At 31.6% G+C, this 13,411-nt stretch carries 15 protein-coding genes; 8 read left to right on the top strand and 7 right to left on the bottom strand.

Features of this window, described 5'->3' with window-relative positions; all coding sequences use genetic code 11:
* The first annotated feature begins 45 nt into the window (after window positions 1-45).
* The 3 genes from dnaA to TOPB45_RS00020 are packed head-to-tail and all read left to right on the top strand — an operon-like array spanning window position 46 to window position 3,528.
* Complete coding sequence (dnaA, locus tag TOPB45_RS00010) at window positions 46-1,380, top strand: chromosomal replication initiator protein DnaA (RefSeq protein WP_041430237.1); 1,335 nt, start codon at window positions 46-48, stop codon at window positions 1,378-1,380.
* Window positions 1,373-2,758 (top strand): FAD-binding oxidoreductase, encoded by a 1,386-nt coding sequence (locus TOPB45_RS00015; RefSeq protein WP_013908819.1) that lies wholly within the window; start codon window positions 1,373-1,375, stop codon window positions 2,756-2,758. The genes dnaA and TOPB45_RS00015 overlap by 8 nt, the downstream gene beginning before the upstream one ends.
* Before the next feature lie 14 nt (window positions 2,759-2,772).
* Complete coding sequence (locus tag TOPB45_RS00020; RefSeq protein ID WP_013908820.1) at window positions 2,773-3,528, top strand: tRNA lysidine(34) synthetase; 756 nt, start codon at window positions 2,773-2,775, stop codon at window positions 3,526-3,528.
* 78 nt (window positions 3,529-3,606) lie between these two features.
* Here the strand turns inward: TOPB45_RS00020 and TOPB45_RS00025 are convergent, their stop codons facing one another.
* Window positions 3,607-4,191 carry a lytic transglycosylase domain-containing protein gene (locus tag TOPB45_RS00025; RefSeq protein ID WP_013908821.1) on the bottom strand — a complete coding sequence of 195 codons (585 nt, stop codon included), beginning with the start codon at window positions 4,189-4,191 and terminating at the stop codon, window positions 3,607-3,609.
* A gap of 100 nt (window positions 4,192-4,291) precedes the next feature.
* Here TOPB45_RS00025 and TOPB45_RS00030 point away from each other — a divergent pair, with 100 nt between their 5' ends.
* The 5 genes from TOPB45_RS00030 to TOPB45_RS00050 are packed head-to-tail and all read left to right on the top strand — an operon-like array spanning window position 4,292 to window position 8,587.
* Window positions 4,292-5,320 (top strand): mechanosensitive ion channel family protein, encoded by a 1,029-nt coding sequence (locus TOPB45_RS00030; protein ID WP_013908822.1) that lies wholly within the window; start codon window positions 4,292-4,294, stop codon window positions 5,318-5,320.
* A 48-nt stretch (window positions 5,321-5,368) separates the two neighbouring features.
* A complete protein-coding gene (locus TOPB45_RS00035; RefSeq protein ID WP_013908823.1) occupies window positions 5,369-5,863 on the top strand; it encodes a pilus assembly FimT family protein in 495 nt (164 codons plus the stop codon).
* Complete coding sequence (locus TOPB45_RS00040; protein WP_013908824.1) at window positions 5,857-6,195, top strand: prepilin-type N-terminal cleavage/methylation domain-containing protein; 339 nt, start codon at window positions 5,857-5,859, stop codon at window positions 6,193-6,195. The genes TOPB45_RS00035 and TOPB45_RS00040 overlap by 7 nt, the downstream gene beginning before the upstream one ends.
* A gap of 7 nt (window positions 6,196-6,202) precedes the next feature.
* A complete protein-coding gene (locus tag TOPB45_RS00045; protein WP_013908825.1) occupies window positions 6,203-7,081 on the top strand; it encodes a PilW family protein in 879 nt (292 codons plus the stop codon).
* Between the two features lie 9 nt (window positions 7,082-7,090).
* Window positions 7,091-8,587: a hypothetical protein gene (locus TOPB45_RS00050; protein WP_013908826.1), complete on the top strand. Its 1,497-nt coding sequence runs from the start codon at window positions 7,091-7,093 to the stop codon at window positions 8,585-8,587.
* Here the strand turns inward: TOPB45_RS00050 and TOPB45_RS00055 are convergent.
* From TOPB45_RS00055 to fabF, 6 genes are read right to left on the bottom strand one after another with little or no spacing between them, the layout of a single operon-like run.
* Window positions 8,584-9,345, bottom strand: a complete 762-nt coding sequence (locus TOPB45_RS00055) for a prepilin peptidase (RefSeq protein ID WP_013908827.1) — start codon at window positions 9,343-9,345, stop codon at window positions 8,584-8,586. The two genes, TOPB45_RS00050 and TOPB45_RS00055, sit on opposite strands and share 4 nt — an antisense overlap.
* A 15-nt stretch (window positions 9,346-9,360) precedes the next feature.
* Window positions 9,361-9,765 carry a PilZ domain-containing protein gene (locus TOPB45_RS00060; protein WP_013908828.1) on the bottom strand — a complete coding sequence of 135 codons (405 nt, stop codon included), beginning with the start codon at window positions 9,763-9,765 and terminating at the stop codon, window positions 9,361-9,363.
* Entirely contained in the window at window positions 9,752-11,320 is a 1,569-nt protein-coding gene (locus TOPB45_RS00065) for a bifunctional ADP-dependent NAD(P)H-hydrate dehydratase/NAD(P)H-hydrate epimerase (RefSeq protein ID WP_013908829.1), read from the bottom strand. Before TOPB45_RS00065 ends, TOPB45_RS00060 begins: the two co-directional genes overlap by 14 nt.
* Window positions 11,321-11,346: 26 nt before the next feature.
* A complete protein-coding gene (gene acpS / locus TOPB45_RS00070; RefSeq protein WP_013908830.1) occupies window positions 11,347-11,733 on the bottom strand; it encodes a holo-ACP synthase in 387 nt (128 codons plus the stop codon).
* On the bottom strand, window positions 11,724-12,179 hold the full coding sequence (gene rpiB / locus TOPB45_RS00075) for a ribose 5-phosphate isomerase B (RefSeq protein ID WP_013908831.1): 456 nt from the start codon (window positions 12,177-12,179) through the stop codon (window positions 11,724-11,726). Before rpiB ends, acpS begins: the two co-directional genes overlap by 10 nt.
* Window positions 12,164-13,405: a beta-ketoacyl-ACP synthase II gene (gene fabF, locus TOPB45_RS00080; protein WP_013908832.1), complete on the bottom strand. Its 1,242-nt coding sequence runs from the start codon at window positions 13,403-13,405 to the stop codon at window positions 12,164-12,166. The genes rpiB and fabF overlap by 16 nt, the downstream gene beginning before the upstream one ends.
* Between the last annotated feature and the right edge of the window lie 6 nt (window positions 13,406-13,411).

Raw genomic sequence — 13,411 nt, forward strand, 5'->3', positions numbered from 1 at the left:
TAAAAAATTTTTAGGATAACTTTAATTTTATCTATGGGTCTATCTATGAGTCCTAATTGGGAAAGGATTAAAGGAAGATTTAAAGAGCTTTTGCCGGAAACGATTTTTAGAGTCTGGTTTTCCTCTCTAAATGGGGATATTTTAGAGGATAGTTTAATTATAGAGGTTCCTAATGAATTTACTAAAACTTGGCTACAAGAAAATTATAAAAATGTTATTAATCAAGTTTTGAGGGAATTTGGTCTTAAAGATATTAAATTTTTGGTGAATGAAAAAAAGAGCCCAGAACAATTAATTATTCCTTACAATCCGATTCAGGTTGTTGGAAGAAGGCTTTCTCCTAAATATACTTTTGAAGATTTTGTCGTAGGAAAATGTAATGAATTTGCTTATAATGTTTGCTATCAGATAGCTGAAGAAAGACCCAAAGGTTATTTGGTTTATCTTTATGGTGATTTTGGATTAGGGAAAACTCATTTAACACAGGCTGTAGGAAATGTTTTAATTTCTAAGGGATCTGAGAGGGTCTATTATTTAACTGCTCAGGATTTTCTTAATTATATGATGAAGTATTTGCGCTCTGGAATGGTTGAGGATTTTAAAGAAAAGATAAAAAATGGATGTGATATTCTTTTATTAGAGGAAATACACTTTTTATCTGGAAAGGAATATACTCAAAATGAACTTGCCTTTCTTTTAGATTATCTTCTTGATCAAGGAAAAACAGTAATTTTTACTTCTTTGAAACTTCCTCAGGAGCTTCAAAAAATAGAAAATTCTTTAAGATCAAGGCTTTCTTCTGGATTATTAATAAGGCTTAATAGTCCTGATTTTGCAACCAGAAAAAAAATTATAAGACATAAGGCAAAAAAACAGGGATACAATTTTCCTTATGAGGTAGTTGAATACTTAGCTCGTCAGATAAGAGGAGATGTGAGACAGCTTGAAAGTGCTGTACTTGGTTTAATTGCCCGCTCAAGCTTACTTAAAGAACCTATCAATCTTTCCTTAGCAAAAGAATTAGTAGAGGAAATCGGAATAAAAGAAAGCTCTAATCAGGTAGAAATGATAATTGAGACGGTATGTAGATTTTTTGGGGTGCCAAGAGAGGATATTTTTTCTTCTTCCAGAAAAAAAGAATTAACCCTTGTAAGACAAGTAACTATTTATTTTTTGAGGAACTTATTAAACAAGTCTTTAAAAGAAATATCATCTCTTTTCAAAAAGGAACATTCTACAGTTATTTATAATCTTAAAACCTTTGAAAATAAATTAAAAAGGGATTTGGGTTTAAAAGTAAAGGTAGATTATCTCTTTAAGGAAATTTCAAAAGAGTTGTCTCAGGAAGAACTTGAAATAAAATATGAACTAAATGAATGAGCTTTTTCCTTCTAAATTTTTAAAAGCCTTAGAAAATCTCTTAGGAAAAGAAAGGCTCTTAAAAGAAAAAGAAGATCTTTTTAGTTATTCCTATGATTCTTCTTCTTTAATTAGACTGCCTTCTGCTGTTGCTTTACCAGAAAGGAAAGAGGAAGTAATTGAAATTTTAAGACTTGCTCAAGAATATAAAGTTCCTATTGTTCCAAGGGGAGCAGGAACTGCAACTACAGGAAGTCCTTTAGCGCATAAAGGGGGATTAGTAATTTGTTTTTCAAGAATGGATAGAATACTTGAATTCAATGAGGAAGAAAGGATTGTAAGAGTTGAGCCAGGGGTTTTAAATGGAGAGCTTAAAAAATTTTTAAAAAAATATGGCTTTTTTTATCCTCCAGATCCTTCAAGTTATGAATTTTCAACTATAGGAGGAAATGTAGCAACTGGTGCAGGAGGGCCAAGGGGATTAAAATATGGAACTACCAAAGATTATGTACTTGCCTTAGAAGTAGTTCTTCCTGGAGGAAAGGTTTTAAAAACTGGTCCCTCAACTTTAAAATGCGTAGTTCCCTATAATTTGACTTCTCTTTTTGTTGGTTCTGAAGGAACCTTAGGAGTATTTACAGAAATTGTTTTAAAAGTAATTCCTCTTCCTCAAAAGCGAATTCTTTTTGTTTCAGCTCATGAAAGAGAGGAAGAACCTTTGGAGATAATTACAGAAATTCTTAGGAAAAAATTAACTCCTGCTTGTGCTGAATTTATTGATAAAACAACAATTTTAGCTCTTTCTAAAAGCAAAGGAAGTTTACCAATTTTTGAGAATAAAAATTTTTCATCTCTTTTATATTTAGAACTTGATGGAGAGGGAGAAATTCTTGAAAAAGAAAAAGTTTTAATAGAAAGATTTTATAAAGATTTAGGAATTTCCTTTGAAAAGGCTGAAGATGAAAGTGATATTGAAAACCTATGGGAAATAAGAAGAACTATTTCCCCTTCTTTGAAAGTTCTTGGTAAAAAAAGATTTGCTGAGGATGTGGTTGTACCAAGGAGATTTATGAAGGATCTTCTTTTTAAAATAAGAAAATTGGAAAAGGATTGGGGACTTTATATTTGTTGTTTTGGTCATGCAGGGGATGGGAATTTTCATGTAAATATACTTTTTGATTCGGAAAATGAAGAATCTGCTATAAAGGTGAGAGAGAACGTTTTAAAAGAGGTTATAGAGCTTTCTGGAACTATTTCAGGGGAGCATGGAATAGGTTATATAAAAAGGGGCTTTGTCAATTGGGAGCTTAGTCCTTTACAGATTGAAATAATGAAAAAACTCAAAAAAGTTTTTGATCCAGAGGGGATACTTAATCCACAAGTAAAAATTCCAGATTAATATAGCTTTAACTTATGACCCTTTATAATAAATTGAAAAGACTAATTGGAAGGGCTCTTTTTCATTATGAAATGTTAAAAGATAAAGATTATGTAATTATAGCTCTTTCAGGGGGAGAAGATAGTTTAGTATTGGCTTATTTTTTAAAGGATTGGCAAAAGAAAATGAGAATTGATTGTAAATTTTTAGCTGTTCATTTAGATATGGGATTTCCAAAGGATGAAAATAAATATCAAGAGGGGGTAAAAGAACTTGAAGAATTTTGTAAATCCTTAGAGATTGATTTTTATTTTTCCAAAACTGATTGTGGAATTCAAGCTATAGAGGCTTTTGAAAAAGATATAAGTGCTCCTTGTTTTGTTTGCTCCTGGCATAGAAGAAAATATTTATTTAAATTAGCTCAAGAAAGGGGGGCTAATAAACTTGCCTTTGGGCATCATTTGGATGATGCAATTATAACTTTTTTTATAAACATGTTTTATCATGGAGAACTCTCTACTATTCTTCCTCTCCAAGAAATGTTTAAAGGGAAGCTCTATATTATAAGACCCTTAATTCTTGTGGAAAAGGATTTAATTTCTCGCTTTGTAAAGAAAATGAATTGGAAAGTGCTTGAAAATCCCTGTCCTTTTTCTAAGGAGACAAAGAGAAAAGAAATAGAAAATCTTTTAAATACTTGCATCTATCCTTTAAATCCCAAAATTAAAAGAAACATAGCTACTGCTATTTTTAATCCTAAAATCGAATATTTACCCCGCAAAGTCTGGTAACCCTTTTCGCACTTACGAAGTGAGATAAATTAGAATTATTTTATGTTTTCGCACTTGCGAAGTGAGAAAAGGGAGGGGTTATTTGAAAAGGTTGTAGTAATAGAGGACGGTTCGTACGTAGTTTTGAGTTTCTGAATAAGGGGGGATACCTTTATAAAGTCTTACCTTTTCAGGACCTGCATTATAAGCAGCAAGAGCAAGTTCTAAATCTCTAAATTCCTCAAGAAGTTTTTTTAAGTATAAAGCTCCACCTTTTAAGCTTTCTAAAGGATCGAAAGGATTACTTACTCCTACAAGTTCTGCGGTAGTAGGCATAAGCTGCATAAGACCAAGAGCACCTTTGGGGGAGACAGCCTTTGGATTGAAAGAAGATTCTACTTTTGCGATAGCTTTAAGTAAAGCTGGATCTAAAGAATAAGCTTGAGCAACTTCATTAAACCATCTTTCATCTATATTATAATAACTTGAAGAAAATCCTGTTTTAGAAATAAATTTTCTTGGCTCTTTTACATAAACTTGACATATTTTTTCTGGAAAAACACCTTTAAAATTGGTAAAAATTACTTCCCCTGTTTGAGGATCTTCACATTTATAAATATCAGCATAAGCTTTAGAAAAACCTAAAATTAATAAAAAGATCAAAAGCTTTAAGATTTTGCTCATATTATCAAGAATTATTATAAATTTTCTATTTTTTGTCAAGGCTTACTTTATTATATTTAATTTGACTTTTCGGCAAAAATCTATATAATATTAAACATTAATGCTTAAAACCTATCTATATCCTATTTTTGTTTTTATCATCTCTATATTTACTGGCTTTGTTATTAGGCTAATTTTTAAAAATAGGATTTCCTATTTTAATCAGAAATTTAATTTAGGACTTTCTTTTAAAACAATAGTATTTTTTTCAAACATTTGCTTTTTTTGGATTATTTTACTTGGTATTTATCTTTCTATTTCCATAGTTGAGTTTCCTGCAAAATTTCAGCAAATAATTAATTCTATAAATAAACTTTTAATCATTCTTTTTATAATTACCTTAGCTTGGGTTTCTGCAAAGATTGTTGTAAGTTTTCTTAATTTTTACATGAGAGAAAAAACTGAGCTTCCTCCAAAAGTTTCTATTATTGAGATAATTATAAAAATTGTAATCCTTTTTATAGGTTTTATTTTAATTTTAGACACTTTACACATAAATATTACTCCTTTTATAACTTCCTTAGGGATTGCAGGTTTAGCAGTGGGATTAGCTTTGCAGGATACTTTAAGTAACTTTTTTGCAGGGCTTCATATTTTAATGACTAAACAAATAAAACCAGGAGATTATATTTCTATTGAGGGAGGATTTGAAGGATTTGTAGAAGATATTACTTGGAGAAATACTACCATAAAAACAGTTTCTAATAACTTAGTAATTATTCCTAATTCTAAAATTGCTTCTTCAATTGTAACTAATTACTTTCTTCCTGATAAGGGTTTAACTGTGCCTGTTCAGGTGGGAGTAAGCTATGATAGTGATTTAGAAAAGGTTGAAAGAATAACTCTTGAGGTAGCAAAAGAAGTAATGAAAGAGGTTCCAGGAGGAGTTCCTGATTTTGAACCCTTTATAAGATATCATACCTTTGGAGAATTTAGCATTAATTTTACAGTAGTTTTGAGGGTTCAAAGTTATACAGATAGATATCCTGTAATTCACGAATTCGTGAAAAGACTTCATAAAAGATATAAAGAGGAAGGGATTGAAATTCCATTTCCTATAAGAACAGTTTATCTAAAACATAAAAATTAAAATTTGGTCTCAAAATGTTGAACCTTTTAAGTTTACTTTTAAAAAATTATGCGTAATATTAATATTATGGGAGTAAAGTGTAAGGGTTTTAGCCTTATTGAATTTTTCATAGTTATAGCAATACTTGCTATTTTAGCAAGTATAGGTTTTCCTTCTATTCAAAAACTTTATAGAGTTTATAAATTTAATCAATATGCCTTTGAACTTGAAAATACAGTAAAATGGGCAAAGATTACTGCTATGGAAAGAAGTTCTAATATTTCTATTTGTTTAAATGGAAATGAAATAAGAGTTTATGATGAAGGAACTAAAAGGAGCCCTTCTTGTTCTGGAAATTTATTAAGAATTATGAAAATAAATGATACCTGGATCACTCCTAGTATTTCGGTTGCTTTAAGTCAATCTGGTCTTATGTTTGATCCAAGAGGATTAACTATTTATGGTGGTAATGTTTGTATTACAGATGGTGAGAGATACTTTAAAGCAGTATTACAAAGTGATAGAGGAGCTATAGGGATTAAGAGTGGAAGTGGAAGATGTTAAAAATTAAAGGATTTACTTTAATTGAGGCACTTATTGCTATATTAATTACTGCTATCTTAGCAGTAATTATTGCAGGACTTCTTACAAGCTTTGCTTTTAAAACCTCAGATAGAGTAATTCTTTCTTGCTTAGTAGAGGGAGCTTCTTCTGGAATTTCTGCTTGTAAAGGTGGGAATAGTATAAATTCTATTAATTGCGGAGGTTATACAGTTCAAATAGAAATAAATGGCAATTGTAATCCTCCCTCCAGAAACTGTTCGGAAATTACAGCAACTGCTACGGTGAAGGGATTAAGTTTTTCTTTAACTGATAAAGTTTGCAATTTTGATTAAATTTAAAATGAGTTATTTTATTAAAAAACAAAAAGGTTTTACTATAATAGAGGTTTTAGTAGTAATAGTTCTTTGTGCAATTATTATAATGGCTGCTCTTGGGCTTTATTTTGCCTCAGATAAAATTTTTAAGCAAACAAGACCCATTTCTGATGTTCTTGAAGAAATGAGAAGTGCTATAGCAACCTTAGATTTTGTTTTCTCAAGGTGGGGAGTGGGGGTTCCTTGTTATAACAATAATTGTACCATAGGAACTAATATAGCCGCTTGTACAAGTTATCCTCCCTCTGATCCACTTTGTATAAATTGCAATAGCGGGGATTTTATTTCAGGATGTAGTGATATAGAATTTTATGCAAATCTTGAAGGATATGGGTTTGTGGTTAGTGTTAATGGAACTCAGGCAAATCTTATAAGTTGTAGACTTTCTACAGATGAGAATGATAATTATTATTATATTTGGCAAGGAGAAAAAATAGTAAACTACAATGGTTCAGGATCTCCTCCTATATATCAACTTTTAGGATTAAATCCTAATAATCAAGACTGTATAAATTTTACAGGAGATTCTAATGCTCAAGTTAATGCTTTAGTTAATGGAACCGGCAACTACACACTTCAGCCAGGAGATATGATAACAAGAGTGCTTTATAAAGTAAGGTTGTATGTAGATTATGACTCCGATGATAAAGGATATTGGCTTTATATTAAAAAATTTGATATGGGAAGAGGAACAACTTATACAACAAAGCTTGGAAGAGTAAAAGATTCAAATTCTTTCAAAGTTTATGGAGAGAGAAGAGCTATAAAAGTGGAAGTTGAGTTTCAGAGCCAATCTAAGCCAGAAAAAACTTTAAAAATAATAAGATACTTTGCCCGTTTATAGGGGGTAACTATGAAGAAAAAAGAAAAAGGCTTTGCCCTAATAACTGTTTTAGTTTTCTTTTTGGTTTTATTAATCTTAGGTGTAGGAGGAGCAATTATTACTCAAATGGGATATTTTTCTATAGCTTCAGAGGCTAAATATAGTGTTGCAGAAAAAAATGCAAATAAAGGGTTAATGAAAGCTTTAGAAAATGGGAATTGTAGTAATGATACCTCCGAAGGTATTTTTGGCGGATATAGAGTAGTTGCTGTAAAAGACGATGGATACAATTATTGTTTTGTTTGGTCAGAAGGAAGATATTTGGGGGCAAAGGTTGTAAAAACTACTATTTTTTCTTTAAAGGCTTCAAACTGGGGCGGAACCATGTTTAGAAATTTAAATAATTTATCCTTGGGGGGAAGTCCTGGAGGAGGAAATGCTGCTATTATAGGATATGATAGTCCGGAAAACAATTGTACTGACCCTAATTCCTGTATAGCTTCTGCTCTTGTAACAGGAAACCGGATTGATCCAGGAAATATTGTAATTGCTTGTAATACTAACCCAAATAACCTTGGGAGAGGTCTTGTTTCAACTGTGGATCCCTATGTATATGACCCTAATTTATACAATAAAGATTTAACTTCTCAACTTTTTAATGCAGAAAATAGGGATCAACTACTTCAAAGTTTAAGCGATAATTTTAAGGTGGATTTTGAAAATGGAATGCCTAAAGGATTGGTAGATCCTGAAATTAAATTAAATGTAAATAGTTGCACTGCTTCGGGTAATACTATAACCTGTGGATCAGGAAGCAATGCAGATGTTTTTACTTGGAACCCTACAAAAGGAGCATATAGATACAATAAAGACAATAATTATTATTCAAAGATAGACTTTGGACAAAATGCTCAAATAACTTTCATGGGTAAGTTTGAAGGAGGAGGTTATATAGCAGGCGGTAATATAAGTTTTGATAAAAAGGCCAATGTTAATGCTACTTCACCTCTTGTTTTAGTTGCAAGAAATCAAATTTCTCTTAGTAAGAACCAAATAAATATTTCTAATACCTTTATGTTTGCAAAAAATTATAGTATTACTGCTAATAATTTAACTGTAAATGGTGGGATAATTTATAATGGAGGAGAAAATGGCATGTTAACTATAAACTTACAAAGTGGCTCCCAGCTTGGTACACAGGACCTTCCTGTTCTTATAATATCTGATAATCAAATTAGTATAAGTGGAAGTGGAAATCCAGATATTTGGGGATTAATATTTGCAACTCAAAATAATACTTATTTAAATACTGGTAACGGAGATTTTAAGATCCATGGAGCAATAATCAGTAATTCTTTAACCGGTAATAATATAGACCTAACAGGTAATTTTGAAATCCGTTTTAACTTTGCAACTTTAACAAAACTTGCTAAATTTTTAGGAAATTACAATCTTCTTAAAACACCTGTATGCGGAACAAGTAGGCCAAAAAATCTTTTTACTCTTTTCACTATAAGAACTTATTAATAAGCAAAAAGATAGATAAGGCTTGCTAAGGCTAAAAAAGGACCAAAAGGAATTTCTGTCTTTAAATTTAGCTCCTTTGATATCCCTTTAAATCTATAAAAAAGATATACCCCTAAAAAGGCTAAAATTCCTGTAAAAGAGGCTAAAACCAAAATCCAGTAAAAACTTTTGTATCCTAAGAAAGCTCCTATTCCTCCCATAAGCTTAAAATCTCCCATACCCATTCCGTCTCTTTTAGAAAATTGATAATATATCTCATTTATTAAAAAAAGAAGTCCAATCCCTGAAAGGGAAGATAAAAGACTTTCCCCAAAATTAAGCAAAGGATTAAAATTTATTAAAGAAAAAATTAAGCCTCCCAAAATAAGCCCAAAACTTAAAAAATCAGGAATTTCTTTTATCCTTAAATCTATAAAGGTGATCGGAATAAGGAAAACTACAAAATAGGAAAAACAAAGAAAGGTGCCCCATCCATAGAGAAACTTAAATTTTAGATAAACTAAAAGTAAAAAAACTGCAGTTAAAATTTCTACTAAGGGATAAATAATAGAAATAGGAGCTTTACAATAAGCACATTTTCCTTTTAAAATGAGATAGGATAAAAGCGGGATATTATGATACCATTTGAGGGTCTTTCCGCAATAGGGGCAAAAAGAAAATAAAGGCTTTTTAATAGATAAACCTTTGCTCCACTTATAAATTACTACATTTAAAAAACTACCTATGCAAAGACCAAAAACAAAAATAATAAATTTCATTTCAGATCTTTTAAGTTATTCCTCTATTTTTTCTTCTGTAAAAGTTTTTTCTGAAACTTCTTCTTTTCCAATTTCTTTAAGAGCGGTTTGATAGGCTTTTTTAGCTTCTTCTATATAAAGAAGTGCCTTTAAATAATAGTTCCATACAGGACGCATATTTTTATCTATATCAATTATTTCTATACCAAGCCCAGGGTTTTCAGGAGTACCGTGATGGACAACTACTCCATAAATAGGCACAACCCCAATATCTGGTATTTCTACTTCAAAATAAACGAGTTTTTCAATGGGAATTTTCTTATCCGTTTTTATAAAACATCCTTTGTAGGAAATATTTTGAACTTCATAAGGCTTATCTTCCTCAGGGAAAAAGGCGCGAAGCTTAGTTAAACATCTTGGATATCTTCTAAGGTCTATCATCGCTTAGCTCCTTTAAAATTTTTGGTATAGTTTTTGCTACATCTGTAGCGGTATAGCCAAAAGGTCCTAAATTTTTGCTCAAATATCTTCCTGCGGATCCATGTAAATAAACTGCAAGAGAGGTTGCTATGAAGGGTTCATATTTTTGTGCTATAAAAGCTCCTATAAGACCTGATAAAATATCTCCCTGACCTCCTTGAGAAAGACCAGGTTCATCTATAGAAGATATACCACATCTTCCATCAGGAGAATATATAATACTGTGAGGTCCCTTTAAAACCACTATAGAATCTGTTATCTCAGAAAGTTTTTTAGCAGAACCTAAACGATCTTTCATAATTTCCTCTTTAGGAATTTTTAAAAGTCTTACTGCTTCTCCAGGATGGGGGGTTAAAATTTTAGGTGCCCTATAATTTTTTAAAATTTCAGGATTTTCTGAAAGATGAGTTAAGGCATCAGCATCAATAACTAAGGGGATGTTTAACTCAGATATTAATTCAAAAAGGAGTTTTTTAATTTCTTCACTCAATCCTAATCCAGGACCTATAACTAATACACTTTTATTTTTAGCTAATTCTAAGAGGTCTTTCAAATTTTTATAAGATATTTCACCTTTATCATTTTCTTCAAAGCCTGCAGTTAAAATTTCAGGAATTAAGGAACAATATATGTTTTGAAGAGTTTTAGTAGAAGCAAGAGTTACAAGTCCTGCACCACCTTTTAAACTACCAAGGGCACAAAGAGCTCCTGCTCCACTTTTCCCTCTACTTCCTGCTAAAATAAGCACATGCCCAAAGGTTCCTTTATGGGTATAACCTTTTCTTGGTTTTAAAACCTTTTTAGCCCAATTAAAATCTAAATATTCTCTTTGAGGAGCCTTTTCTTCAATAATTTTTTTTGGGAAACCAATAGGCACAATTTCAAGCTTTCCTGTATACTCTTTTCCAGGATAAAAAAAATGCCCTACCTTAGGAAGTTCAAAAGTTACTGTTAAATCAGCCTTTACTGCAGTTCCTAAGATTTGTCCAGTCTCAGAACATACTCCAGAAGGTATATCAACTGCCACAACTTTGGCTTCTTTTTTTATTTTATAAGCATTTATCTCCTCTATTATTTCCTTAAAAAATCCCTCTATTACTCTTTTAAGACCTGTGCCAAAAATAGCATCTACAATAATTTGAGGAGAATAAAAATAAAGTAAATCTTTAAAAGCAAAAATATTTTCAGGTTTTTCTAAAGAAAAATTTAGTTTTTCAAGAATTTTTAAATTAGTTAGAGCTTCTCCTTTATATTTTTCTTTATCACTAAGTAAAGCTACTTTCACTTCATAGTCTTTATCCCAAAGATAACGGGCACAAACCATTCCATCTCCACCATTATTCCCCGGTCCACAAACAATTAAAACCTTCTTATATCTTTCTAAGGGGAAATAATTTAGAATATTTTCTGCTACTCCTAAACCAGCTCTTTCCATTAAAATCTCTGCAGGAATACCAAGAAAATTAATTACAAATTTATCAAGTTCCTTCATTTCAGAACCAGTGACAACTTTCATGATGGCTTTTTTGTAATACTTAGCTTTTATTTTAATTTTCCTAAAATTACAACTATACTTATAGTATATTCATTTTCATGAGATAGGGCAAGTAAGATTTTTTTACCACCTCTTTTTTTAAATATTTCTTCGGCTTTACCTTTAAGTTCTAAAAAAGGGGTTCCTTTCTCAAAATCTCTTTTTAAAATTATTTCTTTAAAAGAAAAGGGGCTATATCCACCTACAGCTTTAAAAAAAGCCTCTTTTGAGGCAAAAGAAGATGCGAGATGAAAGGCAGTGTTTTTTCTTTTAAGAGAATATTCTATTTCTTCTTCTGAGAATATTTTTCTTAGAAATCTTTCTCCATATTGATTAAGCAATCTTTGAATTCTTGGAATATAAACTAAGTCGATTCCTATTCCTATTAGATCCATTTATTTTTAGCAAGTTCTTCTATAAGATTAATTCTTCTTTCGTGTCTTCCTCCTTCAAAGGGTGTTTCTAAAAAGGTTTTTACAATTTCTATTGCCATAACTTCACCTATGAGTCTTCCTCCAAGAACAAGGATATTTGCGTTGTTGTGAAGTCTTGCCATTTTAGCAGAAAAAGGTTCATGGCAAAGGGCTGCTCTTATCCCAGGAAATCTATTAGCAAAGATACTCATCCCAATCCCTGTTCCACAAATAAGAATTCCTAAGTCAGCTTCTTTATTAAGAATTTTTTCTACAGCCTTTGCTCCATATTCAGGATAATCTACAGATTCAGGAGAAAAACAACCTACATCTATAACTTCATAATTTTCTTTTTTTAAAAATTCTTTTATTTTTTCTTTAAGGAAATAGCCTGCGTGATCTGAGGCTATTACTATTGATTTTCCCATTTTTTAAAAACCAAACAGGCATTATTACCACCAAAACCAAAGGCATTAGAAAGGGCTATTTTAATATCTGCACGACGGGCATAATTAGGAACATAATCAAGATCACATTCTGGATCAGGATTTTCTAAATTTATAGTTGGGGGAACTATTCCTTCATAAAGGGCAAGAACAGTTATTACTGCTTCTAAACCACCTGCTCCTCCAAGTAAATGCCCAGTCATTGATTTAGTTGAAGAAACCATTAATTTATAAGCATGTTCCTTAAAAACACTCTTTATAGCCCTTGTCTCAGCTACATCATTGAGAGGGGTACTTGTTCCATGAGCATTTATATAATCTACTTGAGAAGGTTCAATACCTGCATCTTGAAGAGCTAATTCTATACATTTTGCAGCACCTTCACCATTAGGGGGTGGGGCTGTCATATGATAGGCATCTGAATTAAAACCATATCCAATTAATTCTGCATATATTTTAGCCCCTCTTTTTTGAGCATGTTCCAAATCTTCTAAAATCAATATTCCACAACCTTCTGCTACTACAAAACCATCTCTTTGGGCATCAAAGGGGCGAGATGCTTTTTCAGGTTCTTCATTTCTTGTAGATAAAGCTTTCATAACCGAAAATCCAGCTATACAAAGGGGAGTTATAACACTTTCTGTTCCTCCACAAATCATCACTTTTGCTTTGCCTTCTCTTATTATTCTAAAAGCTTCTCCTATAGCATGATTCCCAGCTGCACAAGCAGTACATACTGCACTATTGGGACCTTTTGCCCCAAATAAAATAGCTACCTGACCAGCAGCCATATTAGGAATAATCATGGGTATAAAAAAGGGGCTAACTCTTTTATAACCTTTTTCATCAAAAACTCTTGTATAATGTTCAATAAGTCCAACCCCTCCCATTCCAACACCTATAATAACTCCAACCTCATCTCCAAGATCTTTTAAAGGTAACTTTGCATCTTCTAATGCCATTCTTGCTCCTGCTATAGCATATTGGATAAAAGTATCTATACGAGAAACAAGTTTAGCAGGCATAAATTCTTCAGGCTTGAAATTCTTTACCTCACCTGCAATTTGACTTGGTAAAGTTGAGGCATCAAACTTGGTAATTTTCCCTATCCCTGATTTACCGGCTTTAATATTTTTCCAAGTTTCCTCAACACCTATTCCAAGAGGAGTTACTGCACCAAGACCTGTTACAACTACTCTTCTTTTCACAACTTT

This window comes from Thermodesulfobacterium geofontis OPF15 (genome assembly GCF_000215975.1).
In the GTDB taxonomy this organism is placed as follows: domain Bacteria; phylum Desulfobacterota; class Thermodesulfobacteria; order Thermodesulfobacteriales; family Thermodesulfobacteriaceae; genus Thermodesulfobacterium; species Thermodesulfobacterium geofontis.

Coding starts and splice junctions, on each gene's coding strand:
- dnaA (WP_041430237.1), top strand. CDS start 46: ATGAGTCCTAATTGGGAAAGGATTAAAGGAAGATTTAAAGAGCTTTTG.
- TOPB45_RS00015 (WP_013908819.1), top strand. CDS start 1,373: ATGAATGAGCTTTTTCCTTCTAAATTTTTAAAAGCCTTAGAAAATCTC.
- TOPB45_RS00020 (WP_013908820.1), top strand. CDS start 2,773: ATGACCCTTTATAATAAATTGAAAAGACTAATTGGAAGGGCTCTTTTT.
- TOPB45_RS00025 (WP_013908821.1), bottom strand. CDS start 4,191: ATGAGCAAAATCTTAAAGCTTTTGATCTTTTTATTAATTTTAGGTTTT.
- TOPB45_RS00030 (WP_013908822.1), top strand. CDS start 4,292: ATGCTTAAAACCTATCTATATCCTATTTTTGTTTTTATCATCTCTATA.
- TOPB45_RS00035 (WP_013908823.1), top strand. CDS start 5,369: ATGCGTAATATTAATATTATGGGAGTAAAGTGTAAGGGTTTTAGCCTT.
- TOPB45_RS00040 (WP_013908824.1), top strand. CDS start 5,857: ATGTTAAAAATTAAAGGATTTACTTTAATTGAGGCACTTATTGCTATA.
- TOPB45_RS00045 (WP_013908825.1), top strand. CDS start 6,203: ATGAGTTATTTTATTAAAAAACAAAAAGGTTTTACTATAATAGAGGTT.
- TOPB45_RS00050 (WP_013908826.1), top strand. CDS start 7,091: ATGAAGAAAAAAGAAAAAGGCTTTGCCCTAATAACTGTTTTAGTTTTC.
- TOPB45_RS00055 (WP_013908827.1), bottom strand. CDS start 9,345: ATGAAATTTATTATTTTTGTTTTTGGTCTTTGCATAGGTAGTTTTTTA.
- TOPB45_RS00060 (WP_013908828.1), bottom strand. CDS start 9,765: ATGATAGACCTTAGAAGATATCCAAGATGTTTAACTAAGCTTCGCGCC.
- TOPB45_RS00065 (WP_013908829.1), bottom strand. CDS start 11,320: ATGAAAGTTGTCACTGGTTCTGAAATGAAGGAACTTGATAAATTTGTA.
- acpS (WP_013908830.1), bottom strand. CDS start 11,733: ATGGATCTAATAGGAATAGGAATCGACTTAGTTTATATTCCAAGAATT.
- rpiB (WP_013908831.1), bottom strand. CDS start 12,179: ATGGGAAAATCAATAGTAATAGCCTCAGATCACGCAGGCTATTTCCTT.